Origin of the sequence: Nostocoides vanveenii (genome assembly GCF_039531165.1) — a bacterium.
Classification (GTDB): domain Bacteria; phylum Actinomycetota; class Actinomycetes; order Actinomycetales; family Dermatophilaceae; genus Nostocoides_A; species Nostocoides_A vanveenii.
This window is the reverse complement of sequence record NZ_BAAAPN010000017.1, coordinates 42822-68900: the sequence shown is the minus strand read 5'-3', so window position 1 is coordinate 68900 and position 26079 is coordinate 42822. Positions and strand designations below refer to the sequence as shown.

Annotated in this window: 26 protein-coding genes; 15 read left to right on the top strand and 11 right to left on the bottom strand. The window is 68.4% G+C overall.

What is annotated here, in order from left to right; genetic code table 11:
- The first annotated feature begins 2 nt into the window (after positions 1–2).
- Complete coding sequence (locus ABD209_RS03260) at positions 3–563, top strand: arsenate reductase/protein-tyrosine-phosphatase family protein (RefSeq protein WP_344062052.1); 561 nt, start codon at positions 3–5, stop codon at positions 561–563.
- A gap of 6 nt (positions 564–569) precedes the next feature.
- On the opposite strand, the gene ABD209_RS03255 is transcribed toward ABD209_RS03260, so the two are convergent.
- The 4 genes from ABD209_RS03255 to galK form a co-directional block, all read right to left on the bottom strand.
- Positions 570–1328 (bottom strand): 3'(2'),5'-bisphosphate nucleotidase CysQ, encoded by a 759-nt coding sequence (locus ABD209_RS03255; protein WP_344062050.1) that lies wholly within the window; start codon positions 1326–1328, stop codon positions 570–572.
- 52 nt (positions 1329–1380) lie between these two features.
- Entirely contained in the window at positions 1381–2343 is a 963-nt protein-coding gene (locus ABD209_RS03250) for a sulfite exporter TauE/SafE family protein (RefSeq protein ID WP_083433474.1), read from the bottom strand.
- Positions 2331–3539 (bottom strand): adenylyl-sulfate kinase, encoded by a 1209-nt coding sequence (cysC, locus tag ABD209_RS03245; protein ID WP_344062042.1) that lies wholly within the window; start codon positions 3537–3539, stop codon positions 2331–2333. Before cysC ends, ABD209_RS03250 begins: the two co-directional genes overlap by 13 nt.
- A gap of 94 nt (positions 3540–3633) precedes the next feature.
- The gene (gene galK, locus ABD209_RS03240; protein WP_344062039.1) at positions 3634–4809 is read right to left on the bottom strand and encodes a galactokinase; all 1176 of its coding nucleotides are present in this window, start codon (positions 4807–4809) and stop codon (positions 3634–3636) included.
- Positions 4810–4876: 67 nt separating this feature from the next.
- On the opposite strand from galK, the gene trpS reads away from it, so the two are divergent.
- The 9 genes from trpS to ABD209_RS03195 all read left to right on the top strand — a co-directional run bounded on the left by trpS (position 4877) and on the right by ABD209_RS03195 (position 14702).
- Entirely contained in the window at positions 4877–5902 is a 1026-nt protein-coding gene (gene trpS / locus ABD209_RS03235) for a tryptophan--tRNA ligase (RefSeq protein WP_344062037.1), read from the top strand.
- Between the two features lie 21 nt (positions 5903–5923).
- A complete protein-coding gene (locus tag ABD209_RS03230; RefSeq protein WP_344062033.1) occupies positions 5924–6448 on the top strand; it encodes a 2'-5' RNA ligase family protein in 525 nt (174 codons plus the stop codon).
- Between the two features lie 13 nt (positions 6449–6461).
- A complete protein-coding gene (locus tag ABD209_RS03225; RefSeq protein ID WP_344062030.1) occupies positions 6462–7610 on the top strand; it encodes a YihY/virulence factor BrkB family protein in 1149 nt (382 codons plus the stop codon).
- 54 nt (positions 7611–7664) lie between these two features.
- Positions 7665–8876 carry an amidohydrolase gene (locus ABD209_RS03220; RefSeq protein WP_344062027.1) on the top strand — a complete coding sequence of 404 codons (1212 nt, stop codon included), beginning with the start codon at positions 7665–7667 and terminating at the stop codon, positions 8874–8876.
- 143 nt (positions 8877–9019) lie between these two features.
- Positions 9020–10093, top strand: a complete 1074-nt coding sequence (locus ABD209_RS03215) for a BMP family lipoprotein (RefSeq protein ID WP_344062024.1) — start codon at positions 9020–9022, stop codon at positions 10091–10093.
- Between the two features lie 237 nt (positions 10094–10330).
- Positions 10331–11836 (top strand): ABC transporter ATP-binding protein, encoded by a 1506-nt coding sequence (locus tag ABD209_RS03210; RefSeq protein WP_344062021.1) that lies wholly within the window; start codon positions 10331–10333, stop codon positions 11834–11836.
- Positions 11833–12945: an ABC transporter permease gene (locus ABD209_RS03205; RefSeq protein ID WP_344062018.1), complete on the top strand. Its 1113-nt coding sequence runs from the start codon at positions 11833–11835 to the stop codon at positions 12943–12945. Before ABD209_RS03210 ends, ABD209_RS03205 begins: the two co-directional genes overlap by 4 nt.
- Positions 12942–14204: an ABC transporter permease gene (locus ABD209_RS03200; RefSeq protein ID WP_344062015.1), complete on the top strand. Its 1263-nt coding sequence runs from the start codon at positions 12942–12944 to the stop codon at positions 14202–14204. Before ABD209_RS03205 ends, ABD209_RS03200 begins: the two co-directional genes overlap by 4 nt.
- An 87-nt stretch (positions 14205–14291) precedes the next feature.
- Positions 14292–14702, top strand: a complete 411-nt coding sequence (locus ABD209_RS03195) for a cytidine deaminase (RefSeq protein ID WP_324385723.1) — start codon at positions 14292–14294, stop codon at positions 14700–14702.
- Positions 14703–14900: 198 nt separating this feature from the next.
- Here the strand turns inward: ABD209_RS03195 and ABD209_RS03190 are convergent, their stop codons facing one another.
- Together ABD209_RS03190 and ABD209_RS03185 are read right to left on the bottom strand one after the other, a co-directional pair.
- Complete coding sequence (locus ABD209_RS03190) at positions 14901–15200, bottom strand: type II toxin-antitoxin system PemK/MazF family toxin (protein WP_324385724.1); 300 nt, start codon at positions 15198–15200, stop codon at positions 14901–14903.
- Complete coding sequence (locus ABD209_RS03185) at positions 15200–15433, bottom strand: ribbon-helix-helix domain-containing protein (protein ID WP_344062011.1); 234 nt, start codon at positions 15431–15433, stop codon at positions 15200–15202. Before ABD209_RS03185 ends, ABD209_RS03190 begins: the two co-directional genes overlap by 1 nt.
- 94 nt (positions 15434–15527) lie before the next feature.
- Here ABD209_RS03185 and ABD209_RS03180 point away from each other — a divergent pair, with 94 nt between their 5' ends.
- From ABD209_RS03180 to ABD209_RS03165, 4 genes are all read left to right on the top strand, one after another.
- Positions 15528–16811, top strand: a complete 1284-nt coding sequence (locus ABD209_RS03180) for a thymidine phosphorylase (protein WP_344062008.1) — start codon at positions 15528–15530, stop codon at positions 16809–16811.
- Between the two features lie 44 nt (positions 16812–16855).
- Positions 16856–17935: an adenosine deaminase gene (locus ABD209_RS03175; RefSeq protein ID WP_344062005.1), complete on the top strand. Its 1080-nt coding sequence runs from the start codon at positions 16856–16858 to the stop codon at positions 17933–17935.
- Between the two features lie 123 nt (positions 17936–18058).
- Positions 18059–18763 carry a hypothetical protein gene (locus ABD209_RS03170; protein ID WP_344062002.1) on the top strand — a complete coding sequence of 235 codons (705 nt, stop codon included), beginning with the start codon at positions 18059–18061 and terminating at the stop codon, positions 18761–18763.
- Positions 18760–19206, top strand: coding sequence for a hypothetical protein (locus ABD209_RS03165; RefSeq protein ID WP_344061999.1), 447 nt, complete (start codon positions 18760–18762; stop codon positions 19204–19206). Before ABD209_RS03170 ends, ABD209_RS03165 begins: the two co-directional genes overlap by 4 nt.
- Before the next feature lie 10 nt (positions 19207–19216).
- Here the strand turns inward: ABD209_RS03165 and ABD209_RS03160 are convergent, their stop codons facing one another.
- The 5 genes from ABD209_RS03160 to deoC form a co-directional block, all read right to left on the bottom strand.
- Complete coding sequence (locus ABD209_RS03160) at positions 19217–20506, bottom strand: DUF7847 domain-containing protein (protein ID WP_344061996.1); 1290 nt, start codon at positions 20504–20506, stop codon at positions 19217–19219.
- 72 nt (positions 20507–20578) lie between these two features.
- Positions 20579–21190: an ATP-binding protein gene (locus ABD209_RS03155; protein ID WP_344061993.1), complete on the bottom strand. Its 612-nt coding sequence runs from the start codon at positions 21188–21190 to the stop codon at positions 20579–20581.
- 7 nt (positions 21191–21197) lie between these two features.
- The gene (locus ABD209_RS03150) at positions 21198–22082 is read right to left on the bottom strand and encodes an aldehyde dehydrogenase family protein (protein ID WP_344061990.1); all 885 of its coding nucleotides are present in this window, start codon (positions 22080–22082) and stop codon (positions 21198–21200) included.
- Positions 22079–23524 carry an aldehyde dehydrogenase family protein gene (locus ABD209_RS03145; RefSeq protein WP_344061987.1) on the bottom strand — a complete coding sequence of 482 codons (1446 nt, stop codon included), beginning with the start codon at positions 23522–23524 and terminating at the stop codon, positions 22079–22081. Before ABD209_RS03145 ends, ABD209_RS03150 begins: the two co-directional genes overlap by 4 nt.
- 11 nt (positions 23525–23535) lie before the next feature.
- Positions 23536–24537, bottom strand: coding sequence for a deoxyribose-phosphate aldolase (gene deoC, locus ABD209_RS03140; RefSeq protein WP_344061983.1), 1002 nt, complete (start codon positions 24535–24537; stop codon positions 23536–23538).
- Positions 24538–24729: 192 nt separating this feature from the next.
- On the opposite strand from deoC, the gene fucP reads away from it, so the two are divergent.
- Positions 24730–26079, top strand: a complete 1350-nt coding sequence (gene fucP, locus ABD209_RS03135) for an L-fucose:H+ symporter permease (protein ID WP_344061980.1) — start codon at positions 24730–24732, stop codon at positions 26077–26079.

Genomic DNA, 26079 nt, shown 5'->3' with positions numbered 1-26079 from the left:
TGGTGAGTGGGCCGCAGGGGCCGCTTCGCATCCTGGTGGTGTGCACCGGAAACGTCTGCCGGTCGGCGTTCGCGCACCACTATTTGGCGGCGCACCTCGACAGTGCCGCCTTCGCCGTCGCCAGCGCGGGGGTGGGGTGGCACTCGGATCTCGTCGTGCCACCCGAGAACCACGCCATCGGCGCGCGCTACGGGATCTCGCTAGACACCCACCAGGGACGGTTCGCCGCGTCGGCCGTGGCCCGCGAGACCGATCTCATCCTGACCGCCACCAAGGACCACCGCCGCGCCCTCCTCGAGGAGACCCCGGCAGCGTTGAAGCGGTGTTTCACCATCCTCGAATTCACCGCCCTGCTGGACGCCTCCGGCCGCCGGCCCGGGCCCGATCCCGCCGCCTGGCGGGAGCTCATCCGCGACCTCGCGACCCGCCGCGAGACCGTCCAGGCCCGCGACCTGCCGGACCCCTACGGCCTGGCGTTCACGGCATACGAAGAAATGGCACGCCTGCTGGTGCCGGCCCTCGATGTCATCGTCGCGGCCGCCCGGCCGCAGGCCGCCGGCTGAGACCCGTCAGAACTCGATCGCCTCGACCGCGGCGAGCACGCGCTCGGCGAGCTCGGGGCGGCATACGACCAGATCGGGCAGCAGGACGTTGTCCTGGTTGTACACCAACGGCGATCCGTCGATCCGGCTCGTATGCAGTCCCGCGGCGGCGGCGACGACGACCGGCGCAGCCGAATCCCATTCATACTGCCCGCCGGCATGCACATAGGCATCGGCCGTCCCGTCGAGGACCGACATCGCCTTGACCCCCGCGGAACCCATCGGCACCAGGTCGGCGCTGAGCGCCGCGACGAGGGCGGGCAGCCACGCCGGGGGACGGGACCGGCTGACGGCCAGGCGGACCGGTCCGTCGTGGGGCTCGGGCAGGGGCGGGGGAGCCACGGTGGAGTGCACGACGCCGCGGGCCGGCATCGCGACGGCGCCTTCGGTGAGTTTGCCCTTCTCCCACAACGCCACATGCACGGCCCAGTCGTCACGCGGCCGCTCGGAGAACTCGCGGGTGCCGTCGAGCGGGTCGACGATCCAGACGCGTTCGGCGCTCAGGCGGGCCTTGTCGTCGGCGCCCTCCTCGGAGAGCACGGCGTCCTGGGGGCGGGCCTGCGCCAGCGCGGCCATGAGGAAGTCGTGGGAGCCGAGGTCCCCCGCGCTCTTGAGGTCCTTGGGGTCACCGTCCTGCGGGAAGTCCGCGCGGATGGTCAGCAGGATGTCCCCGGCCTCGCGGGCCAGGTCGGCGGCGAGTTGGCCGTCGGTGCGTGCGTCAGTCACAACGCTCTCTTTCGTGAGATGGCGGGAGGGTGGAAGCAGCAAAGAGGTGCGCTCAGCGCAGGTCCTCATCGGGCGGGACGGTGACGGGGGAGGGCTTGGGTTCGCGCCGCCCGATGGGCACGTGGATGAAGGCCCGACGGCCGTGGGCGTGCTTGATCAGCCCCCACACGACGGGCCCCAGGATCGCCATTGCCGCGCCGATGATCCCCACCCACACCGGCGGCACCTTCAGGAGCCCGAGACCGGTGAGGGCGAGCACGATCGCGATGCCGCGGCGCAGGATCGACTGCGAGACGAAACCTGCCAGCCGGGCGCCGAGGAAGGTTCCTGGGCTGCCGCCAATGATCAGCGGCAGCAGGATCGCCCAGTCCATTCCCGAGACCATGACGTGCGAGATGGCCGCCGAGAGCACCAGGGGGATGGCCTGGACCAGGTCGGTCCCGACGAGCCGCCGCGCCGACAGGGTGGGATAGAGCAGCAGCAGGCTGATCATGATCAGCGACCCGGAGCCGACGCTGGTCAGGCCGACCAGCAGGCCGCCGAGCGCGCCGACCAGGAAGGTCGGCAGCGGCCGCACGGCCGGGTCCGGCCGGCCGTCGTCGGTGTAGTCGCCGCGGCGCATCTCCAGATAGATGCGCATCGTCAACGTGGAGGCGGCGAGCAGCAGCGCCACGCCGATGGCCTTCTTGACGAACGCCTGCTGATCCTCCGGTTCGCCCGTCGCGGCGATGATCCACGCCCCAGCGAATGCCGTCGGCACCGATCCGAGGATCAGCCACATGGCCAGCCGCAGGTTGGGGGAGCCGTGCTTGTAGTGCACTGCGGCGCCCACGGATTTGTTCACCGCGGCCGCGACGAGGTCGTTGGCGACGGCCGCCGTCGGGGGGATGCCGAGGAAGATCAGCGCCGGCGTCATCAACGCGCCGCCGCCCATGCCGGTCAGGCCGATGACGATGCCGACGAGGAACGCGACAGCCAGCAGTCCCGGGGTGTCGGCGGTGATCAGATCGCCCATTCCAGCACCTCTTCCGATGTCAGGTGGCCCCGCGAGCGCAACAGATCGAGCACCTGCTCGACGGCCGCTTCCACGCTGATGCCGGTCGTGTCGATCGCCAGGTCGGCGTCGGTCGGGTCCTCATACGGGCTGCTGATGCCCGTGAACTCCGGGATCTCCCCGCGCCGCGCCTTGGCATACAAGCCCTTGCGGTCCCGCCGCTCGCACTCGGCGAGCGGAGTGGAGATGTGGATCAGCAGGAAGTCGCCGCCCGCCTCGGTGACCATGTCGCGCACCGCGTCACGGGTGCTGGCGAAGGGGGCGATGGGAGAGCAGATGGCGACTCCGCCGTGCCGGGAGATCTCGGCGCCCACCCACCCGATCCGGCGGATATTCGTCTCCCGGTCGGCGGCGGAGAAGCCGAGACCGGCGGACAGGTGGCGCCGGACCAGGTCGCCGTCGAGGAGGGTGACGCTGCGGGCGCCGTCCTCGACGATGGCGTCGCGCACGCTGCGGGCGACGGTGGACTTGCCGGAGCCGGACAGGCCGGTGAAGAACAACACGAGTCCGTGCCGGTGCTCGCCGGTATGCCGTGGGGGCAGGTTGATCACCTCCCCGCTGGTGTATGCCGCGAGCACCGCCTCCCGCTTTGCCCGCGAGGTGCGGCGATCCAGCGGGATCGCGATGACATCGCCGCGCCCCATCCGGGCGGTGGCGGCCAGGGCCGAGCGGATCAGGGCGACACCGGTGGCGTGGGCGGCCAGGGTCGGTCCGGCGAGCACCAGAAAGCACAGGGGGCGATGACCTGCCGTGGCGGCGATCTCGAGCAGGTCCTCGGTGCTCAAGGGCCGGTCCACGACGACGGCGACCAGGTCGGGAGCGCTCACGGAGCCGGGCGCGAGATAGAAGCGCTCGAAGGTGCGCGGCGAGGGCTTGCCGATCCAGGTCGGTGCGCTCGCGAGCACCAGGCCGCCGCACTCGCAATCGCGGCCGGTGGCCTCGAAGCGCACCAATGGCACACCCTCGGGGTCGACGATCTCCACCCCACCGGCGGCGCGGGCGGTGGCGGCGATCTCGGCGGGGACGTGCACCTCAAGCGCGCCGTCCGGGCGCACGTCGTGCTGCGGAGCGAAGGCGCCGACACGCAACAGTTCGAGGTCATCAAGGATGTCCGGGGCGGGACAGAACTGCGGAAGGCTGGGAGAGGCCGAGGTCACTTGCCTAATTGTGCCATCGCCTCGGCGGTGCCCCTTCCGTCCGCACTGGCCAAGGGGGGAGCCCGTTCACGGTGCGGGCGAGCGCCAGGGTCGCTCAGCCGGCGCCGGGCGCTGCGTGCGCCGCGAAGATCGAGGGGGCGGTCAAGCCGGCGGCGGCGAACGCCTCGGTCACCGCGGCCTGCACCGGCCCGGCCACTGCCTCGGGCACCAGGGCGATCGCCGAGCCGCCGAAGCCGCCACCGGTCATCCGGGCACCGAGGGCGCCCTGATCCTGGGCGACCGAACACGCCAGGTCCAATTCGAGGCACGAGACCTCGAAGTCGTCGCGCAGGGAGGCGTGGCTGGCCGCGAAGAGCCGCCCGACACCCTCCCAGTCCCGGGCCGTCATGGCCGCGGCGCACTCCTGCACCCGCTCGATCTCCGTCACCACATGGCGCACCCGACGCACCACCACCTCGGGCGGCTCCGGTCCGTCGCCGGCGAGGAGGCCGACCAGATCGGCGAGAACCGCGTCCAGCCGGGCGGGATCGACCTCGCGCAGGCTCGGCAACCCCAAGGCGGCGGCGGCCCGCTCGCAGGAGGCGCGCCGGGCGCCATACTGCCCATCGACGAGCGCGTGGTGGGCGCGCGTGTCGATGACCAGCAGGACCAGCCCGTCGCGCTCGATCTCGAAGGGCACCTGGCGCGTGCTGCCGTCGCGGCAGTCCAGGAGTAGGGCGTGCTCCGACTGGGCCAGCAGTGAGGCCGACTGGTCCATCCCGCCGGTGGGCGCGAGCGCGATCTCGTTCTCCGCGCGGCGGCAGATCGTCGCCAGTTGGCGCCGGCCGGCCTCGGTGTCCAGGAGCCCCAGGCCGTACAGACCGCTTAGCGCGGCGCCGGTCGCACACTCGATGGCCGCCGAACTCGACAGACCGGCCCCGAGCGGAACCCGGCCGTCGATGAGCAGATCGAGCCCACCGACGCGGTGGCCGGCGGCACGCACGGCCCACAACACGCCGGCGACATAGGACGCCCAGCCGGCCGGCCGACCGGGGGCGATCTCGGCAGCATCGATCTCGACGACCTCGCGGGTCTGCATACTCATGACCCGCAGGCGATCGTCGGCGCGCCGCGCCGCCATCGCATAGGTCCGCTGGGGGAGGGCGATCGGCAGGGCCAGCCCGCCGTTGTAGTCCGTGTGCTCGCCGATGAGATTCACGCGGCCGGGGGCAGCCCAGGCCCCCTCCGGCCGGGTGCCGAAGTGCTCCTCGAAGGCTGCCTCACGATCCATCGCGCCAGTCTAGGGAGGGCGGGGAATCCGTTTGGGCAGCGCCGCGGAGGGCTGACACAATCGCGTCATGCCCACCGACACTGCGACTCCTGCGCGCCGCCAGCGCATCTTTTCCGCGATGCAGCCGACCTCCGATTCGCTGCACCTCGGCAACTATCTCGGGGCGCTGGTCAACTGGGTGTCGTTGCAGGATGCGTATGACGCGTTCTATGGCGTCGTCGATCTGCATGCCCTGACCGTCCCGACCGACCCCGCCGTGCTGCGCGAGCGCACCCGGCGCACGGCGGCGCAATATCTCGCGGCCGGGGTGGACCCCCAGCGCTCGACGCTGATGGCGCAGTCCTTGGTGCCCGAGCACACCGAACTGGCGTGGATCTTGGCCTGCCACACCGGTTTTGGTGAGGCCTCGCGGATGACGCAGTTCAAGGACAAGGTCGCCAAGGGCCAGACGGCAAACGTCGGCCTCTTCACCTATCCCATCCTGATGGCCGCCGACATCCTGTTGTATGACGCGAACCTCGTCCCGGTGGGCGAGGACCAGCGCCAGCACCTGGAGCTGACCCGCGACCTCGCCGAGCGGGTCAACGCGCGCTTCCCCGAGACCTTCGTCGTCCCCGAGCCCTATATCGTCAAGGGCAGCGCCAAGATCCAGGACTTGCAGGACCCAACCGCCAAGATGTCGAAGTCGATCTCGGCCGATCTCGGCCTGATCGACCTGATGGACGACCCTAAGCGGATCGTGAAGAAGATCAAGTCCGCCGTGACCGACACCGAGAGGGAGATCCGCTTCGACCCCGAGAACAAGCCGGGCGTCTCGAACCTGCTCGTCATGCACTCGACGCTGTCCGGCACGACCGTGGCGGACTTGGAGCGGGCCTTCGAGGGCAAGGGCTATGGCGACCTCAAAGCCGAGGTTGCCGATGTCGTCGTCGCCGCCATCGAGCCCTTCCAGTCCCGGATGGCCGAGCTGCTCGCCGACCCGGCGGAGATCGACCGGCTCCTTGCGGAGGGCTCGGCCAAAGCTCGCCTGGTGGCCGCTGACGTGCTCGAACGCTTCCACGACCGGCTGGGCCTGCTCCCGCGCCGGGCCTGACGGCGGGTAACCTCCTTCTCCATGCCCACGATCGGTGTTGCTGTCGACATCCCCGAGCCGTTCGGTAGTTATCTGCAGGAGCGCCGCGAGCATTTCGGCGACCCCTTGGCGTATGCCATCCCGCCCCACATCACCCTGCTGCCACCCACCGAGGTCGCCGAGGATGAGCTAGCGGTGGTCGAGGCCCACTGCGCCGCGGTTGCCGCGGCTGCGGACGCGTTTACCGTCGAACTGACCGGGACGGGGACCTTCCGCCCGGTCTCGCCGGTCGTCTTCGTCCGAGTGACCCGGGGTATGGACGAGTGCGCCCGAATGGAGCAGGCGATCCGCTCCGGTCCGATCGAGCGGCCGCTCGACTTCGACTACCACCCGCACGTCACCATCGCCCACCACGTCAGCGAGGCCCAACTCGACGCCGCCGAGGCCGGGCTGGCAACTTTCACGGGTGCTTTCGTCGCTCGGGCCGTCCATCTCTACCACCATGGTGCCGACGAGATCTGGCGACCGGTGGTCGCCTTCGAACTGAGGCGGCAGACGGCGCCGTAGAGAAGGAGCGGCGATGGACGCGATCAAGAAGGTGTGGGCGCGGGTTCAGGCCTGGGCGCCTATGCGGGCCTACCAGCGCTACAGCAAGGCCAACGGCAGCCTGCTCGCGGGCGGCGTCGCCTATTTCGCCTTCTTCTCGATCTTCCCCGCGGTCGCCTTGGCGTTCACCGTCTTCGGCCTGGTGCTGCGCAACAACCCCGAGATCCTCGACCAGATCCGCGACGCCATCAACGGGCAACTGCCCGGCTTCGTCCAGGACGCCAACGGCAAGAACGGCATCATCCCCATCTCCGCCCCCAGCGGCGCCGCCCTGAGCGTGACGGCGATTGTCGGGTTCGTCGGCCTGATCTGGGCGGGCATGGGCTGGCTCGGCGCCCTGCGCTCGGGCATCCGTCAGATCTTCGGCACCCAGGATCCCGGCGGCAATTTCGCGCTGGTGCTGCTGCGCAAGTTCGGGGTGCTCCTTCTGCTCGGCGTCGGCGTCGTCGTAGCGGCCGCCGTGAACACCATCGCCAATGCCGTGGCCTCCACCTTTGCCTCGTGGATCGGCATCGGGGACCAGGCGTGGGTGGTGACCGTCGTCGGGCTCCTGGCCTCGGTGCTGGCCAACACGCTCCTGGTGGCGCTGATGCTGCGCGTCCTGTCCGGCGTGGACCTGCCCTGGGCCGGACTGCGCAATGGCGCGATCTTCGGCGGCGTGGGTATGACCATCATCCAGACCTTCGCCTCCCGCCTGATCGCCAATGCGACGAGCAATCCATTGCTCGCGTCGGTCGCCGTCGCGGTCGGTCTGCTGGTTTTCATGAACTTCATCTCCCAGGTGATGCTCTTGTCGGCCTCGTGGGCGGCCAATGACTTGGACTCGCGCAATGCAGCGGCCGCGACAGTCAGCGAGGGGGAGCGGCGCAAGCTCACCGAAGGGCCGATGACGCGGTCCCAAGCGGTCGCCGCTGGCAGCGCAGGCGCCGCTGCGGCTGGTCCGGGTTTGGGCTCGGTCTTGCCCGAAAACCCGGCGGCGCGCGCCGCCCTGGGGTTGCCGACATTCGGCCGGCGCGACGCCGACCGCGTCTCGGTGGCCGCCGGTGCCGTGCTCGGGGCTGGCGCGATGGCATCGGTCGGTCTTGTCGGCCGCCTCGTCCGAGCGGGTCGAGGCGGCCGCTGATCCCTTTGCGCCGGGGTTCGGGGGCTCGACGACTGCCCCTAGACTGACGACATCATGGAATCCCCGTATGCCGCGCTGCGCGCTAGCGTCGCCACGCGCCTGCCCGAGCTTCTCGCCATCCGCCGGGACATTCACTCCCACCCGGAGTTGAGCTGGCAGGAACACCGCACCACGGCCGTGATCGAGCAGGTGCTCACCGAGGCCGGCATTTCCACCCGGCGCCTGCAGACCACCGGCTTGGTTGCCGACATCGGTGCGGGCAATCCCACCGTGCGGGTCGCCCTGCGCGCCGACATCGACGCCCTTCCCGTGCGCGAGCGCACCGGCCTGGACTGGGCGTCCGGCAGCCCCGGCACCTGCCACGCCTGCGGCCACGATGTGCACATCACCGCGCTGATCGGCGCCGGTCTGGCTCTCACTGAGCAGGCCGGGAGCCTGGCCGCCGCTGGGGCAGCTGTCCGCCTGGTCTTCCAGCCGGCCGAGGAGTCCATCCCCGGTGGGGCCGAGCAGGTCATCGACGAGGGTTATCTCGACGGGGTGACCGCGGCCTACGCCCTGCACTGCGACCCCAGCATCGATGTGGGCCAGGTGGGGTTGCGCGACGGGGCGGTCACCGCGGCGGCCGACGGCATCCACATCAAGCTCACCGGCCGGGGCGGGCATACCTCGCGGCCGCACCTGACCGAGGACTTGACCTACGCCCTGGCGAAGGTGATCACCGAGGTGCCCGCGGTGCTCTCTCGCAAGGTGGACCCCCGTGCCGCGGCGCTGATCGTCTGGGGCCAGGTGCACGCCGGTGCAGCGGGCAATGTCATTCCCTCATCCGGTGAGGCACAGGGCACCCTTCGCGTGCTCGACGCGGCCGTCTGGGCGGGCCTCGGGCCGATCCTGAAAGAGATCGTCGACGATGTCACCGCGCCCTACGGCGTGGGTGTCGAGTTCGTGCACACGCCCGGCGTGCCCCCGGTGGTCAACACCGCAGACGGCATCGCCGACCTGCGCGCGGCTGCCCAGCAGGTCGGGCTGACCCCCGTTCCGACGGCACAGTCCATGGGCGGCGAGGACTTCGCCTGGTTCCTGCACAAGGCGCCCGGCGCCATGGCCCGGCTCGGCACGCGGGCCCCCGGCGGGCGCACCTACGACCTTCACCAGGGCGACCTGATCGTCGACGAGGCAGCCATCCCGGCCGGCGCGACGCTGCTCGCGGCGACCGCGCTCGAGGCGATCGCACGGCATACGGCCGGGTCTCCGGTCGCGACTTCGTAACGGTTGCGCGCGTTCACGCATAGGTGTACGGGCCGGTAACCACGCCCGGTTAAGCTTCGCTATCGGTTGGCGCAGTGGCGCCTTCGGATCAAAGGAAAGATAGGGAGAGCATCTTGCGTCAGATGATGAAGGTTGCCGCGGTGATGACGGCCAGCACCCTGGCCCTCGCCGCATGTGGAAGCAGCACCAGCAAGGAGTCGAGCACCACGAGTGCGTCGGGCGGGTCCTCGGCCTCCGCCAGCTCCAGCGAGACCACGTCCGCGAGCGCGCCCGCCGCGTCCGACGTCAAGGTCGGTATGGCGTATGACGTGGGCGGTCGCGGTGACCAGTCCTTCAACGACGCCGCCGCAGCGGGCTTGGACAAGGCCAAGGCCGAGTTCGGCCTCGACGTCAAGGAGGCCACCGCGGTCAACGGCGAGAACGACGCCGCCCGCGAGGAGCGCCTCAACCAGCTGGTCGACGCCGGCTACACCAACATCATCGCCGTCGGCTTCGCGTATGCCCCGGCGCTGGGCAAGGTGGCCAAGGAGAACCCCGACGTCCACTTCGCGATCATCGACGACGCTTCCGACGCCTCCAAGGGCGACAATGTGGCCCAGCTGACCTTCGCCGAGAACGAAGGCTCCTTCCTCGTCGGCGCGGCTGCCGCCCTGAAGAGCAAGACCGGCCACATCGGCTTCGTCGGTGGCGTCAACGTGCCACTCATCAACAAGTTCGAGGCGGGCTACGACGCGGGCGCCAAGGCGGTCAATCCCAAGATCAAGATCGACTCGACCTACCTGACCCAGCCGCCGGACTTCAGCGGCTTCGGTGACCCGGCCAAGGGCAAGACCGCGGCCGACGGCATGTTCCAGGGTGGCGCGGATGTCGTCTACCACGCGGCCGGTGGCTCCGGTGGTGGCGTTTTCACCGCGGCCAAGGCGGCCAACGCGTGGGCGATCGGTGTCGACTCCGACCAGGCCCTGACGGCCGAGCAGGGCGTGCGCGATGTGATCCTGACCTCGATGCTCAAGAAGGTCGATGTCGCGGTCTACGACTACCTGAAGAAGGCCGTCGGCGGCGAGGAAGCAGCCGGCAATATCGTCTACGACCTCAAGGCAGGCGGTGTGGGCTACTCCACGACCGGTGGGCACATCGACGACATCAAGAGCAAGCTCGACGACTACTCCGCCAAGATCATCTCCGGCGAGATCACGGTCCCGGACACCGTCAAGTAGTCCGTCCCGGGTCGATGACCGCAAATTTTCCGGTCGATCGGCCAAGGCTCAGTCCCGAGGCCCGGGTCACGCGGTAGCGTGCACCCGGGCCTCGGCCCTTTCTCTCCCGGGTCGCCAACGGCGGTGGCCATGCGTCTGTGAAGGAGGTTCGCCATCACCGCGAACGCGACGATCTCGTCCCACGCGGGCGACCTGGCCGTCGAAGTCACCGGGATCACCAAACGCTTCCCGGGCGTCGTGGCCAACAAGGACATCAGCTTCCGGGTCCGCCGCGGCACCGTGCACGCCCTCGTCGGCGAGAATGGCGCGGGCAAATCCACCCTGATGAAGATCCTCTATGGCGTGCAGCGCCAAGACGAAGGAACCATCAAGGTCAACGGGCAGGAGGTCAATCTCCACAGCCCGTCCGATGCGATCAAGTCCGGAATCGGCATGGTTTTCCAGCATTTCATGCTCGCCGACAATCTCACCGTTCTCGAGAACGTCGTCCTCGGCGCCGAAAACCTCCACGGCATCGGCGGCAACGCCCGGCGCGAGATCACGCGGATCGCGCAGGAATACGGCCTCTATGTCGACCCCGACGATCTGGTCGCCGACCTCGGGGTCGGGGACCGGCAGCGGGTGGAGATCCTCAAGGTCCTCTATCGCGGCGCCAAGATTCTCATCCTGGACGAGCCGACCGCCGTGCTCGTCCCCCAGGAGGTCGACGAGCTGTTCGACAACCTGCGTGAACTGAAGGCCGAAGGCCTGACCGTGCTCTTCATCTCGCACAAGCTCGATGAGGTCTTGTCTGTCGCCGACGACATCACCGTCATCCGGCGCGGCACCACCGTCGCCTCGGTCGACCCAAAGACCGTCAACGCCCGCCAGCTCGCCGAGCTGATGGTGGGCTCCGAGTTGCCCACGCCCGCCACCAGCGAATCAACGGTCACCGACCGCGTGGTGCTACGGCTGCGCGACCTGACCCTCGCCGGGGAATCCCGCGATCTGCTCAGCGATATCGACCTCGACATCCACGCCGGCGAGATCGTCGGCATTGCCGGCGTCGAGGGCAACGGACAGGCCGAGTTGGTCGAGGTCATCATGGGCATGCGCGAGCCCACGGCCGGTCTGGTCTTCCTTGGTGACACCGACATCTCCGACTGGGGGGTGCGCCAGATCCGCGAGGCCGGGGTCGGCTATATCCCCGAGGACCGGCACCGGCACGGGCTACTGCTCGAGGCGCCCTTGTGGGAGAACCGGATTCTCGGCCACCAGACCGAAAGCCCGAATGTCAAGGGCGCGTTGATCGACGCCCGAGGAGCCAAGCAGGACACCCAACGCATCGTGCGCGAGTATGACGTGCGCACCCCCTCGATCTTCGTCACGGCCGGCTCGCTCTCCGGCGGCAACCAGCAAAAGCTGATCGTCGGCCGCGAGATGAGCCACAACCCCAAGGTGCTCATCGCCTCCCACCCGACCCGCGGCGTCGACGTCGGTGCCCAGGCCGCGATCTGGGACCTGATCCGCGCCGCCCGGCGCGACGGGCTCGGGGTGCTGTTGATCAGCGCCGACCTCGATGAACTGATCGGGCTGTCCGACACTATCCGGGTCATCTTGCGCGGCAAGTTGACGGGCGAATTCGACCCTGATTCGGTTACCAGCCAGGACCTCGGCTCGGCCATGACCGGTGCGGCTGCCGACACCCCCCAGGATTCCCCCGCCGACCGGCCCGCCGAGCAGCGCAAGGAGCAGGACCGATGAAGAGGCTCGATGTGCGCCGGATCCTGTTGTCGATCGGCGCGCCGATCGCCGCGCTCCTGGTCGCCGTGATCCTGACGTCCCTCGTGCTCTTCGCGCTCGGCGACCCCGTGCGCGACGTGTGGATCACCATGCTCAGCAAGCCGAAGCCGCGTCAGATCACCAATATCGTCAACGGCGCCATCGTCCTCTACCTTTCGGCGATCGCCGTCGCCGTCGGCTTCCGGATGAATCTGTTCAATATCGGTGTCGACGGCCAATACCGCGTGGCGGCCTTCGCGGGTGCCGTGTTCGCCGGCCAGGCGTGGTTCCCCGGAATGCTCAACGTCCTGGTCACGATCGTCGTCGCGATGGTGGCGGGCGGGCTGTGGGCGAGCATCGCCGCATACCTCAAGGTCAAGCGCGGTGTCAGCGAAGTGATCTCGACGATCATGCTCAACGCGATCGCCACCGGCGTCGTGCAGTGGATGTTGCTCAAGGTCGCCGTGCGGACCAAGGGCTCGAATGCGATCGGCACCAAGACCATCCCCGAGTCCTCCCAGCTGGAGGGCTGGAAGTTGATCCCGGGCGCGACCAACCGGGTCTACTCGATGCTGCTGCTGGCAGTCATCGTCGGCTTCCTCTATTGGTTCGTGCTGGGCAAGACGCGCTTCGGTTTCGACCTGCGGGCGACCGGTCGGTCGGAGTCCGCGGCCGTGGCCAGCGGGGTCAACGTCCAGCGAATGGTGATGACCTCGATGATCGCCTCGGGCGCCCTCGCCGGCCTGGTCGGGATGCCCTTGCTCTTCGGTCAAGACCACTCGTATGGCACGACCTTCCAAGCAGGCCTTGGCTTCGCCGGCATCGGCATCGCCCTGCTCGGCCGCAACAACGCGATCGGCATCGCCTTTGCCGCCTTGCTGTGGAGCTACCTCGACACCCAGAGCAATGGCCTGCAGATCCGGGCCGGGGTCGCCCCCGAACTGGTCAACATCATCCAGGGCATCATCTTGTTCGCCGTCGTCATCGCGTATGAAGGCGTGCGCCGGCTCGATATCCGGCTCGAACAGGCCAAGGTCGCCCGCGAACTGGCCGCGACGCGCGGCCGTCCGGTGGAAGGAGCCGTGGCATGAGCGCCCCGACGACGCATCGGTCGACCGCGGTCGACCACGAGAGCGAGCGAGGGGTCGATGTCCGCAAGTGGGCGTTGATCATCATCGGCTCGATCCTGTTGATCTCCCTGCTGCGGGTGATCACCGGCGCCAATGACCTCGACTCCTCCGGAGCCGTAGCCGCCGCCTTCGGTCTGGCCGTCCCGATCGCGCTCGCCGGTCTTGGTGGCCTGTGGTCGGAGCGGGCCGGTGTCGTCAACATCGGCCTCGAAGGCATGATGATCCTGGGCACCTGGTCTGCGGCCTTCTTCGCCTACCACATGGGCCCGTGGATGGGCATCCTCGGGGGTGCCCTCGGTGGCCTGGTGGGTGGCCTGATCCACGCCATCGCCACTGTCTATTTCGGCGTCGACCACATCGTCTCCGGTGTCGCGCTCAACGTCATGGGCGTCGGGGCGGCGAAGTATCTCGCCTCGCGCTTCTTCTCCGACCTGCCCGGCGGCGGCCCGACCCAGTCGCCGCCGCTGGATCAGCCACCGAACCTCTCGGTGCCCTTTATCGGCGATCCCTTGCTGACGCTAGAGCGCAAGCACATCTTTGTCGTCTCCGACCTGGCCGGCATCGTGCGGGGCCTGACCACCGGCGTCTCGGTGGTAACGATCTTGGCCAGTGCGCTCTTCGTGCTGACCTACTGGGTCCTCTGGCGCACCGCCTTCGGTCTGCGCCTGCGGTCGGTCGGTGAGTCACCCGCGGCTGCCGAGTCACTCGGTGTCAACGTCTATCGCTACAAGTTCATCGGCGTGCTCGTCTCTGGTGCGTTGGCGGGCCTCGGTGGCGCCTTCTTGTCACTGGTCGCCTCCAACCTCTACCGCGACGGGCAGACCGGGGGGCGCGGCTTCATCGGCCTCGCCGCGATGATCTTCGGTAACTGGCGACCTGGCGGCCTGCTGGCCGGCTCGGCGCTCTTCGGCTACACCGATGCGATCCGGTTGCGTGCGGGTGGGGCGAGTGTGCACGCCTTCCTCCTGGCCTTTGCCGTGCTCTTACTGCTGGTGGGGGTCTATCAGATCGTCAAGCGATCGGCATACGTCCAAGGTGGCTTCGCTATCGCCGTGGCCGCGCTGACCGCGTGGTGGTACGTCACCACCGACACCGTCGCAGCCGAGCTCGCCGGCACCGCGCCCTATGTCACCACCTTGCTGGTCCTGGCCTTCGCCTCGCAGCGTCTGCGGATGCCGGCCGCGGATGGCCAGATCTATCGCAAGGGCAGCGGACACTAACCCACCCCACGAAGTTTCCGCTCGTGCCTCGCTCCATACTTCGCGGGACCCCGAGCGCGCATCCCACACACAGATCAGGAGACGCGGATGTCGCCCGCAGACATCGACTGGGAGGCGCTGCGAGTTGCGGCGGTGGCCGCGATGGAGCGTGCGTACTGCCCGTATTCGCGCTTCCCGGTCGGCGTCGCCGGCATTACCACCGACGGCCGGACGTATGCCGGCTGCAATGTCGAGAACGCGGCATACGGGGTCGCGCTCTGCGCGGAGTGCGGGCTGGTGTCCGCGCTGCACATGGGCGGTGGCGGGACGTTCGCGGCTGTCTATTGCGTCGGCGCGGACGGCCAGGCCCTGATGCCCTGCGGCCGCTGCCGGCAACTGCTGTGGGAGAACGGCGGCGCCGACTGCCTGCTGATGACCCCCGAAGGCGTTCTGACAATGCGTGACGTGCTGCCTCAGGCCTTCGGGCCGGAGGAATTGGAGCGGCTGGCGGGCCGCTGAGTCCATGGGCGAGCACCGGTCCGGGGCCCGCGGGCGTGGCTCGAGATCGCGCTCGTGCTGGCCGCTGCCCGGCACGCGTTCTCAGGCTGCCATGCCTCGGCGCTTGAGCGTAGCCTTCTGGTTGACGACGCGCGTGAGAGGGCTGCCGACCGTGGTGTGGCGGGCGGCAGAATGCCCCACAAGCGCACAGCGTGGCGGTCAGATGAGGTCGAAGGCGCGCGCCAGTGCTGTCGTGAGCGCGTGCTCGTCGTCCTCGTCGAGGAAGCCGATCAGCCGACCAACAGCCACTGCCGGGATGGTCGCGACATTGTCAACGCTCGCTACGCAATCGTGGTCGAGCCCGTTGCGTCGGCCGAGCGGCACTTCGGAGACGAGGCCGCGAATCGTGCTGGTGATGGGTGCGACCGTCCACTTGCTCAGGAGCGGGCGCGCCGAATCCCGGGTCAGGACGATCGCTGGGCGAGCCTTGTCGAGGTGGACGACGTGAATGGCGTGCATCAATCGACCTGGGGGTACTTGCCGACCATCCAGTCGGCGAGGGCGTCAAGGTCGGCATCCGAAGCGCTCCGTCGCAGGACCGTCGCCTCCTCCGCATAGAGACTGCGTCGCAACTCACGCTCGAGCGCCGACTCAACCACCTGAGCTCGCGATTTCGCCCGACCCGATTTCACGAGCGCATCGACGCCGGCGACGAGTTGCTCATCCAGCCGAACCGTAATCTGAATCGACATGCGAAAAGTATACCAATCCGGGATTCGGCATGGAAGGTAGTAGTCACGACCTGGGACGCGTCGAGCCTGCCGAAGGTTCTGCCATGATGCCGGGATGAGCGAAGCCTTCGATGCCGTCGATGTCATCGTCGCCAAGCGCGACCGCAAGGAGTTGTCCGACGAGCAGATCCGATGGGTCATCGATGCCTACACCCGGGGGACGGTGGCCGACGAGCAGATGTCGGCCCTGGCCATGGCCGTCCTGCTCAACGGGATGAACCGGCGCGAGATCGCCACCTGGACGGCGGCCATGATCGCCAGCGGGGATCGCATGGACTTCTCCGGCCTGTCGCGCCCGACCGCTGACAAACACTCGACCGGCGGGGTGGGCGATAAGATCACCCTCCCGCTCGCTCCGCTCGTCGCCGTCTTCGGCGTCGCCGTTCCGCAACTGTCGGGGCGGGGGCTCGGCCACACCGGCGGCACGCTCGACAAGCTGGAGTCCGTGGCGGGCTGGCGGGCCGACCTGTCGAACGAGGCCATGCTCGCGCAGCTCGAGGAGGTCGGCGCCGTCATCTGCGCCGCCGGCTCCGGGCTCGCCCCCGCCGACAAGAAACTCTACGCGCTGCGCGATGTCACCGGCACCGTCGAGGCCATCCCACTGATCGCCTCCTCAATCATGAGCAAGAAGATCGCCGAAGGCACCGGGGCGTTGGTGCTCGATGTCAAGGTCGGCTCCGGCGCGTTCATGAAGAATGTCGAGGACGCGCGGGAGTTGGCGCGCACGATGGTCGACCTGGGCACGGACGCGGGCGTCAAAACCGTTGCCCTGCTGACGGATATGTCCACCCCGCTGGGCCTGACCGCGGGCAACGCCCTGGAGGTGCGTGAGTCCGTCGAGGTGCTCGCCGGCGGCGGTCCGGCGGATGTCGTCGAACTGACGGTGCGCCTGGCCGAGGAGATGCTCGACGCGGCGGGCCGCGGCGGCCAGGACGTGCGCGCGGCGTTGACCGACGGCCGGGCGATGGATGCCTGGCGCGCGATGATCGCCGCGCAGGGCGGCGATCCGGACGCCACTCTCCCGGTGGCCCGCGAGACCCACGTCGTCAACGCTTCGGCCGACGGCATGCTCACCACCCTCGATGCGTATGCCGTTGGCGTCGCCGCGTGGCGGCTGGGTGCCGGGCGGGCCCGCAAGGAAGACCCGGTCCAGGCGGGTTCGGGGATCGAGATGCACGCCAAGCCGGGGGATGAGGTGCGCGCAGGCGAGCCGCTGTTGACGCTGCATACGGACACTCCGGAGCGTTTCGAGCGGGCGCTGGCCGCTCTTGAGGGCGGTATCGAGATCGGCGCGGCCGCGGGTGAGCGGCCGGAGTTGATCATCGACCGGATCGCCTGAGCGCGGCTGCCGACTACCGCGACGCGCAGCCCTAGTCTGTGCGGATGGAACTGCGCCCCGACATTGCTGCGGCCCCGAAGGTGCTGCTGCACGACCACCTCGACGGCGGCGTACGCCCGCAGACGGTCATCGAACTGGCCGACGCGACCGGGTATGACGCCCTGCCGGCGAAGTCCGAGGCGGAGTTGGGCGAGTGGTTCCGGACCAGCGCCGACTCCGGTTCGCTCGAGCGCTACCTGGAGACTTTCGCCCACACCGTCGCGGTCATGCAGACGACCGACGGGCTTTTCCGGATCGCCATGGAGTGCGCGCTCGACCTCGCCGCCGACGGCGTGGTGTATGCCGAGTCCCGCTTCGCGCCGGAGCTGCACCTCGAGGGCGGCCTGAGCCTCGAAGAGGTCGTCGAGACCGTCAACGCCGGCTTCCGCGCGGGCGAGGTGCTCGCTGCCGAGCAGGGCAAGCCCATCCGGATGGCCGCCTTGCTGACGGCGATGCGGCACGCCGCCAAATCCCGCGAGATCGCCGAGCTGGCGGTGCGCTATCGCGACCTCGGTGTGGCGGGTTTCGACATCGCCGGCGCCGAGGCCGGGTACCCGCCCTCGCGCCATTTGGACGCCTTCGAATACCTCCAGCGCGAGAATGCCCACTTCACCATCCACGCCGGTGAGGGCTTCGGCCTGCCGAGCATCTGGGAGGCGATCCAGTGGTGCGGAGCCGACCGCCTCGGGCATGGCGTGCGGATCGTCGACGATATCGACGTCACGGGTGAGCGTCCGGTGCTCGGGCGGCTCGCGGCATACGTGCGGGACTCGCGGATTCCGCTGGAGATGTGCCCGACCTCTAACCTGCAGACCGGTGCGGCCGCGTCCTACGCCGAGCACCCGGTCACGCTGCTGAAAGACCTGCGCTTCCGGGTCACGATCAACACCGACAACCGGCTGATGTCGCACACCACCCTTGGCGCCGAGATGCAGCATCTGGTCGAGGAGGCTGGCTGGTCGCTGGCCGATCTGCGCTGGGCGACCATCAATGCGATGAAGTCCGCCTTCATCCCCTTCGACGAGCGGCTGGCGCTGATCGACGAGGTCATCAAGCCCGGGTATCACGCGCTCGGTGTGGGCTGATCCGCCGCCTGGGAGATCCGTGTCCGGAACCTCTCGCACCTGAGGCTACCGTGAGGTAAGTTCTGAGGGTACTCGGAGTACTCGATACCTGCGGAGGCCGCTATCTCCCGTCCCACGCAGCGTATGACCGCGCGTCTTTCGGCCGCTGCGGCGATTCTGGCCGGGGCAATCGCCGTGCCGATGGCGGCGCCCGCCAACGCGTGGACCGCCGATGTGATCGCCAACGTCGACCTGACCTCGACGATCAAGAAGCTCAACCAGACCACGACCTTCCCGCGCGGTCAGTTCACCGGGGTCCTCGACAGCGACGCACGCACCATCGTCGGCGAAACGGCGATCCCGCCGGCTACCTCCCAACTCAAGATCGGCAGCCTCCCGCTCGCGGATGTGACCATCAAGATCATCCCGCAGGGCACGTCGCGCACCGACATCAGCTTCGACGGCTGGGACTGGGCGCTGCACACCACCCAGACGGTCGGCCTGCAGATCGTCAGCCTCAAGCCGCTCGGCATGCCGATCAATATGGTGGGCAACTACGGCAAGTCCACGCCTTCACCCAGACGCTCGACGGTCGCTTCCCCACCACGGGGACCGGCCCGGGGACGTCCGACGACTATTGGGAGACGGGCACCTATACGATCCCGAGGTTCAGCAACTGCGGCTTCCTCACCACCGACATCATCAATCTGGCCATCCCCGGCCCCGGCAACACGGCGAGCGTGCACTTCACGCGCTGACGCGCCACCGATCCGCGGCGGTCGCGGGCCGAATCCTCGCGGGTGGTCTTCGCGGTGCGGGCGACCGAGCCCGCATACGCTGCATCAGTGACCGTTCCCGAGCGCCCCGTCTCACCCAACGCCCGGCGCACGCTGCTGTTGGTCACATGGGTGTTCGCGCTCGGCGTGCTCGTGATGATTCCGTGGTCGGCCTGGCTGGCCTGGTCCCTGCCGGAGCGCAGCCTCGCGGTCAACTATGACCTGGCCTGGGCGGGGTTCGACGTCCTCCTCACCCTCGGGCTCGCGGCCGTGGCCATCTCTGCCTGGCGTGGCGGCCGGTGGCTGCCGCCGTTGGCGTCGGCGACCGCCTCCCTGCTGGTGGTGGACGCGTGGTTCGACGTCGTCACCAGCCACGGCCGCGGCGAACGCTGGGAGGCGCTGCTCCGCGCGGCATTCATCGAGTTGCCGCTCGCGGTGGCCTGCATCTGGCTGACGCTGCACAGCCAGGCCATCAACGAGTCCCGGCTGCGGGCCCGGACCCGCAACCTGTCGTAATAGCTGGGGGTCAGTCCGAACTGGAGGAGGATCCGCCGTCCGAGCTCGTTGACCCGGAGTCGAAGGATGCGCCCGCGTCGAAGGTCGGCATCGGCTCGGTGGGTGGGGCGCTCGGCAGTGACGGATCGGGCCTCGTGGTGTCCGGCGATGGGGTGTGGGCCCACACCGGACCCGCCGGCGGATAGGGCTCGCCCGGTGCGGTGGACGTGGGATAGGCCGGTGGTGCCGGCGGGTACTCGGTGCTCATCGGTGCGCTGGGATAGGAGGTCACGCCACCGGCCACGGCGACCAGGCCGACGTAGTGCGCACCGGTTGCCGGCGGCGCTCCAGCGGACGACGGTGTCTGCTGATAGGCGAGGCCACCGGCATACGGGTAGCCCGCGGCGGCCTGCGCGGGGACGCCCTCGCGTCGGCGAGCGTCGAGATACATGATCGTCACATAGACCTGGCTGAACGCCTGATAGAGGAGGTTGACCGCGACGGCGAGCAGGCCAGCGATGATCAGCGTCACGCTGAAGCCCGCCAGGTTGACGGTGCCGTCGCTGCGGGTCAGGCCAGCCATCGGCGCCACCATGAGCCCTTGGCTCAGGAGCGAGACCGGAATGCCGATCAGGTAGAGCATCAGCAGTCGCCCGAAGGTGGGCCACCAGAACCCGCGGCTCAGGCTCCACGAGCGGCGGATCGCGGCAACCGGATCGGCCTTTTCGATGGCCATGGTTTGCAGGCAGTAGATGAACTTCACGCTCAGGAAGATCATCAACGGGAAGGCGGCGATGAAGGCGAGGAGGGCAACGATCCCGGCGACATTGCTGTCCACATTGGCCGAGGCGAAGGCGGCGAAGCCCACCAGGAAAACGACGACTAAGAGGGCCACCGAGATCAGCAACCCGAAGACGATCAGCCGCCAGACGATCCCGCTCGCCTCCCGCCACAACTGGCCGGTGGTGGGCCGCTCGCCCAGCGCGATGCGATACGCGCCGATGGTGACCGCGCCGTAGGTGCGAAGAAGCACGTAGACCGCGAACAAGAAGAGCAGGAACCCGGCGAGCATGGCGATCGCGACCACCGCGCCACCGCTGCCGTTGGTGGCTCGGGTGCCGCCCACCGCCAGCAGGAAGAGCGCGAGCGCCGGGACCGCGATCACGGCGCAGGCGAGGAGCGGCATCCCGATGAAGGTCTTTGGGGAGCGCATCAGGGTGCGGAAGGCCCCGCCGATAATGTCGCCGACGGCGAGCAGCCGGACGGGCACGGTCGGCTCGCCGCGCGCGGGCGCGTCGGAAGACACTGGGGTAGTCGTCATGGGTGTTGGATCCTCCTGGGCAGGGGGACGGTTCCCCCGGGCGCGGGCTCAATCGTAGGTTGACCGGTCGGATCAGCCGCGCGTCAGGCTCCGCTCAACTTCGCGGGCTGTCGCAGGAGCTGCCCCGAGCCGCTGCGCTCGTGCGACCACGCGGGGCTCTCGGCGCATCAGTTCGACGCCCCGGCGCGCGAGCAGGAGTGGGGGTTTGCGCCGCTCCTTCAGATCCCGCGCGAACCGGCGGACCGCCGTCAGAACCCGGTGATTGCGCACGCACCAGGCGCTGTGCAGGAGGCCGGACTCGCGCAGCGGGCTGACGAGTTCCGCCGCAAAGATCCCCTCTGCGAGGATGAGATCGGTTGGGCGGCATGTGGTTTCGCTCTGACCCACGGTCCGGCTCTGGCCGAGGTCGTAGATCGGTGTCTGGGTCACCCCGGTGTCCACGAGCTCGGCGAGGGCCGCTGCCGCCGCGTCGCGATTCCAACTGTCGGAGTGATCCCAGTCGACGGCGCCGCCGAGCGCCGCGCTGTGCGGCAGCCGGGGGTCGTCGTGGTCGCGATAGAAGTCGTCCAGTCGCACGATGGGCCAGCCGTATGCCGTGTGCAACTTTCCCGCCAGCCGCGACTTCCCGGCTCCGGACGGCCCCGACAACAACACCACGCGGGCCCGAAGATCGCCATTCGTCACTGCGGGCCTATCGTCCCTTGGGGTGCCAGACGGTCTTGGTCTCCAGGAAGGCCTCGAGGCGCTGCAGGCCGGGGACGATCGTGAAGTCCGGCTCGACCGCGCCGGATGCGCCCATCGCCGGACGGACCACGCGCTTGAGGTTGTCGGCGGACGCGCGCTCGAGCTCGGCCCAGCCGATCTCGGTGTCCGCCACGCCGGTCAGGTCGATGGCATTGACATCGCGGTGCGACGCCAGCCACGGCGCCATCTCTGCCGGATTGCCGGTGATCAGATTGATGACCCCGCCCGGCACGTCGGACGTGGCGAGTGCCTCGGCGAGGGTGATGGCCGGGATGGGCCGCTCGTAGCTGGTCAAGACCACCGCGGTGTTGCCCGACACCACGATCGGCGCGATTACGCTCACCAGCCCGAGTAGCGAACTACGTTGTGGCGCAAGGGCGGCCACGACCCCGGTGGGCTCGGAGGCGGAAATATTGAAGAACGGTCCGGTCACCGGGTTGAGACCATCGAGCACCTGCTGGAATTTGTCGGCCCACCCGGCATACCAGACCCACCGGTCGATCGCCGTGTCGACGATGGCGCTCGCGCGCGCCGCTGTCAGTCCCTCGGCGGCACGCACCTCCTCGACGAACTGGGACTTGCGCGACTCCATGACCTCGGCGACGCGATAGAGCACCTGACCGCGGTTGTATGCGGTAGCTCCCGACCAACCGGCCACTGCGCTTCGCGCCTTGACGACCGCATCACGGGCGTCCTTACGGGACCCGAGCGCCGCGTTGGCGAGGAAACGGCCCTTGCTGTCGCTCACCTCATACGACCGCCCGGACTCACTGCGCGGGAAGGCACCGCCGATGTAGAGCTTGTAGGTCTTCTTGACCTCCACCCGGCTCATACAGCCTCTCCTGTCGTGACATAGGCGGCCAGCCCGTGGCGCCCGCCCTCGCGGCCGTATCCGGATTCTTTGTATCCGCCGAAGGGACTCGCCGGATCGAACTTGTTGAAGGTATTGGCCCACACCACGCCGGCCCGCAGCTGGTCGGCCATCCACAGAATCCGCGACCCCTTCTCGGTCCAGATCCCCGCCGAGAGCCCGTATGGCGTGTTGTTGGCCTTGGCGACCGCCTCACCGGGGGTACGGAAGGTCAGCACCGAGAGCACCGGCCCGAAGATCTCCTCCTGCGCGATTCGGTGGGTCTGGGTCACACCGGTGAAAACCGTTGGGCGGAACCAGAATCCATTCTTCGGGAGCGGGCAGCCGTTGTCCCAGCGGGTCGCGCCCTCGGCCTCGCCGGCCGCGCTCAGCTCGGCGATCCGGTCGAGTTGGCGGCGGCTGTTGATCGCGCCCACGTCGGTGTTCTTGTCCATCGGGTCGCCGACCCGCAGGGTTGCCAGCCGGGCCTTGAGCTTGCGCTCGACCTCGTCGGCGATCGACTCCTGGACGAGCAATCGGCTTCCGGCGCAACAGACTTGGCCTTGATTGAAGAAGATCCCGTTGACGATACCCTCGATGGCCTGGTCGACCGGCGCGTCGTCGAAGATGATGTTGGCCGCCTTGCCACCGAGTTCCAGGGTGGCCTTCTTGCGGGTGCCGGCGATCGAACGCGCAATCATCTTGCCCACGCCGGTCGAGCCGGTAAAGGCAATCTTGTCGATGCCAGGATGGTCGACGATCGCCTGGCCGGTCGCACCCGCTCCGGTGACGATATTGACGACACCGGGCGGCAAATCGGCCTGCTGGCAGAGTTCGGCAAAGAGCAGCGCCGTCAGGGGCGTGGTCTCGGCCGGCTTGAGCACCACGGTGTTGCCCGTCGCGAGCGCGGGGGCGATCTTCCACGCGAGCATGAGCAGCGGGAAGTTCCACGGAATCACTTGCCCCACAACGCCATGCGGACGAGCACCGGCGGCCAGGCCGGCATACGCCAATTTGTCCGCCCACCCGGCGTGGTAGAAGAAGTGCGCGGCCGCAATGGGGACGTCGACATCGCGGCTTTCGCGGATCGGTTTGCCATTGTCAAGGGTCTCCAGCACCGCGAACTCGCGGCTGCGTTCCTGCAGCAGGCGGGCGATGCGGAAGAGATATTTCCCCCGGTCGGTGCCGCTCATCGTCGACCAGACCCGCGTGTATGCCGCCCGCGCGGCCTTGACCGCGGCATCCACATCGGCCTCGCTCGCCTCGGCGATATCGGCCAGGACTTCTTCGGTCGCGGGGTTGATGGTCTTGAACGGCGTCCCCGTGGCCTCGAGGAATTTGCCGTTGATGAACAACCCGTAGCTGCTCTTGATGTCGACAACCGCGCGGGATTCCGGCGCGGGGGCGTACTCGAATTTGGGCATGTCAGTCGTCCTCAGTAGGCCGTGCTCGGGGAGTCATCGGCGACGTAGTCGTTGCCCGAGTAGGCCCCGGTCCTTAGCCGTTGGCGTTGCAGGAGTAGGTCGTTGAGCAAACTGGAGGCACCGAAGCGGAACCAGTGGTTTTCGAGCCAGTCCTCGCCCGCGACCTCGTTGACGGCGACGAGGAACTTCAGGGCATCCTTGCTGGTGCGGATCCCGCCGGCCGGCTTGACCCCGACCATCTCCCCGGTCAGGGCGCGCCAGTCGCGCACCGCCTCGAGCATGATGAGCGTCACGGGCAAGGTGGCAGCGGGGGAGATCTTGCCGGTGCTGGTCTTGATGAAGTCCCCGCCCGCGAGCATCGAGAGCCAGGAGGCGCGCCGGACATTGTCATAGGTGACCAGTTCGCCGGTCTCCATGATCACTTTCAGGCGAGCCGCGCCGCATGCGGCCTTGACCTGGGCGATCTGGTCGAAGACGAGGAGATAGTCGCCGGCGAGGAAGGCGCCGCGGTCGATGACCATGTCGATCTCGTCGGCGCCAGCGGCCACCGCGTCGGCGGTGTCGGCGAGTTTCACGGCCATACTGGCTCGGCCACTAGGGAAGGCGGTCGCGGCGGCGGCAACCTTGACGCCGCTGCCGACGAGGGTGTCCTTGGCGATCGCCACCATGTCGCCGTAGACGCAGACGGCGGCCGGGGACGGCGTGCTCGGATCGCTCGGATCGGGCACGAGCGCCTTGGTGGCCAGACCGCGCACCTTGCCCGGAGTGTCCGCACCCTCGAGGGTGGTCAGGTCGATCATCGAGATGGCCGTGTCGATGGCCCAGGCCTTGCTGGCCGCCTTGATCGAGCGGCTGCCCAGGCTCGCGGCCCGGGCCTCACAGCCGACCTGATCGACGCCCGGCAGCCCGTGCAGCCAGGTGGTCAGGGCAGAGTTGGTCAGACGGCTCACGCCGAGCAGGTCGCGGGCTCGGGCGGTGGCGTCGACGGCGGTGTCGGGCGCAAGGGAATTCACTGATCAAGTGTACCGGCGGGTAGGGCCAATGCGTGTGCTCCACGGCGCGCGTGCGGGCAGATGCGCGGGCGAGTGGGCAACATCGGGTGTGCGGTTGCGAGTTCTTCGCGGGTGGGTCTAGTTTCGCGCTTAGCCCGTCAAATCTGGTGTGTCCCAAGGTCACACCGGTGCCGGTTTCATCGAGGGGGATGCATGAGCGAATCCGTCGACCTACGTCAGGCCGAGTCCCGTCCGCCTGCGACGGAACCCAAGGGCAAGGAACCACTCGTCGGTCAGGGCATGTTTGTCCTGTTCGTCGTGCTGGTTGCCTGCTTCACCGCGTGGGGCGTCGCCGCCGACCTGACGACGCCCATGGTCGCGGGCTTCAAACGCATCTTCGAGATGAGCACCTTCCAGGCCTCGTTGGTGCAACTGGCCTATTTCGGTGCCTACTTCCTGCTGGCGATTCCGGCCGCCTTCATCAACCAGAAGTGGGGCTATAAGACGGGCCTGCTCTGCGGGCTGGGGCTCGCGGCGATCGGCGCCTTCGGCTTCTATCCGGCGAGCAAGATCATGACCTATGAGGCTTTCCTTGTCGCGCTCTTCGCCATGGCTGCGGGTTGCTCGATCCTGGAGACGTCGGCCAACCCGTATGTCATCGCGCTCGGCCCGGAGTCGACCGCGACCCGTCGGCTGAACTTCGCCCAGGCGTTCAACCCGCTGGGAACCAACATCGGCGTCCTGCTGGCGGCCACACTCATCCTGCCCAAGCTCGAGGACAACCCGATCGACCTCTCCGCGCTGAGCCCGGAGCAACTGCACACGATCCGGGCCGGTCAACTTGGCGCGGTGATGGGCCCCTACCTCGGGCTCGCGCTCGTACTGGTAATGATCTGGATGACGATCGCCTTCCAGAAGTCGCCGCCGATTAGGGAGGAGTTTGCGGACGAAGGTGAACTATCCGCGGATCAGTCGATCGCGAAGGTTCTGTGGTCGCGCAAGCGCTATCGCTTCGGGGTGATTGCGCAATTCTTCAATGTCGCCGCGCAGGTGTGTTGCTGGACGTACATCATCCAGTACGCCCAGCAGGCCATCAACGGCAGCTTGGCTCTCGGCGGTTATCTCCTGCAGATCAGCCTCCTGATCTTCCTCGCCTCGCGCTTCTTCATGACCTGGCTGATCGGCCGCGTCCGGGCGACCAAGGTTCTCGCGGCACTGGGATTCTTGGCCGTCCTGCTCTGCGTGTTCGCGATGATCTCGCCGAATATGGCGGGCGTCGTCGCCGTGGTGGCGATTTCCTTCTGCCTCTCGCTGATGTTCCCAACGATCTATGGCGTCGCCTTGCAAGGGCTTGGCCCGGCCACGAAGTTCGGTGCCGCTGGGCTGGTCATGGCCATCGTCGGCGGCGCCATCATGCCGCTGGTTCAGGGCATCCTCATCGACAAGACAAGCGCCGCCTTCTCCTTCATTGTCCCGGCTGCCTGCTTCGCGGTGGTCGCCCTGTATGCCGTCTACGACCTCAGGGCGCCCGGCGGCTCCGCCGTCCTCGCCTCGGAAGCGTGA

Coding starts and splice junctions, on each gene's coding strand:
- ABD209_RS03195 (WP_324385723.1), top strand. CDS start 14,292: ATGTCGCCCGCAGACATCGACTGGGAGGCGCTGCGAGTTGCGGCGGTG.
- ABD209_RS03215 (WP_344062024.1), top strand. CDS start 9,020: ATGACGGCCAGCACCCTGGCCCTCGCCGCATGTGGAAGCAGCACCAGC.
- ABD209_RS03180 (WP_344062008.1), top strand. CDS start 15,528: ATGAGCGAAGCCTTCGATGCCGTCGATGTCATCGTCGCCAAGCGCGAC.
- ABD209_RS03220 (WP_344062027.1), top strand. CDS start 7,665: ATGGAATCCCCGTATGCCGCGCTGCGCGCTAGCGTCGCCACGCGCCTG.
- ABD209_RS03160 (WP_344061996.1), bottom strand. CDS start 20,506: ATGACGACTACCCCAGTGTCTTCCGACGCGCCCGCGCGCGGCGAGCCG.
- ABD209_RS03185 (WP_344062011.1), bottom strand. CDS start 15,433: ATGTCGATTCAGATTACGGTTCGGCTGGATGAGCAACTCGTCGCCGGC.
- ABD209_RS03175 (WP_344062005.1), top strand. CDS start 16,856: ATGGAACTGCGCCCCGACATTGCTGCGGCCCCGAAGGTGCTGCTGCAC.
- galK (WP_344062039.1), bottom strand. CDS start 4,809: ATGGATCGTGAGGCAGCCTTCGAGGAGCACTTCGGCACCCGGCCGGAG.
- ABD209_RS03230 (WP_344062033.1), top strand. CDS start 5,924: ATGCCCACGATCGGTGTTGCTGTCGACATCCCCGAGCCGTTCGGTAGT.
- ABD209_RS03170 (WP_344062002.1), top strand. CDS start 18,059: ATGACCGCGCGTCTTTCGGCCGCTGCGGCGATTCTGGCCGGGGCAATC.
- ABD209_RS03225 (WP_344062030.1), top strand. CDS start 6,462: ATGGACGCGATCAAGAAGGTGTGGGCGCGGGTTCAGGCCTGGGCGCCT.
- fucP (WP_344061980.1), top strand. CDS start 24,730: ATGAGCGAATCCGTCGACCTACGTCAGGCCGAGTCCCGTCCGCCTGCG.
- ABD209_RS03200 (WP_344062015.1), top strand. CDS start 12,942: ATGAGCGCCCCGACGACGCATCGGTCGACCGCGGTCGACCACGAGAGC.
- ABD209_RS03190 (WP_324385724.1), bottom strand. CDS start 15,200: ATGCACGCCATTCACGTCGTCCACCTCGACAAGGCTCGCCCAGCGATC.
- ABD209_RS03150 (WP_344061990.1), bottom strand. CDS start 22,082: ATGAGCCGGGTGGAGGTCAAGAAGACCTACAAGCTCTACATCGGCGGT.
- ABD209_RS03205 (WP_344062018.1), top strand. CDS start 11,833: ATGAAGAGGCTCGATGTGCGCCGGATCCTGTTGTCGATCGGCGCGCCG.
- ABD209_RS03250 (WP_083433474.1), bottom strand. CDS start 2,343: ATGGGCGATCTGATCACCGCCGACACCCCGGGACTGCTGGCTGTCGCG.
- trpS (WP_344062037.1), top strand. CDS start 4,877: ATGCCCACCGACACTGCGACTCCTGCGCGCCGCCAGCGCATCTTTTCC.
- ABD209_RS03145 (WP_344061987.1), bottom strand. CDS start 23,524: ATGCCCAAATTCGAGTACGCCCCCGCGCCGGAATCCCGCGCGGTTGTC.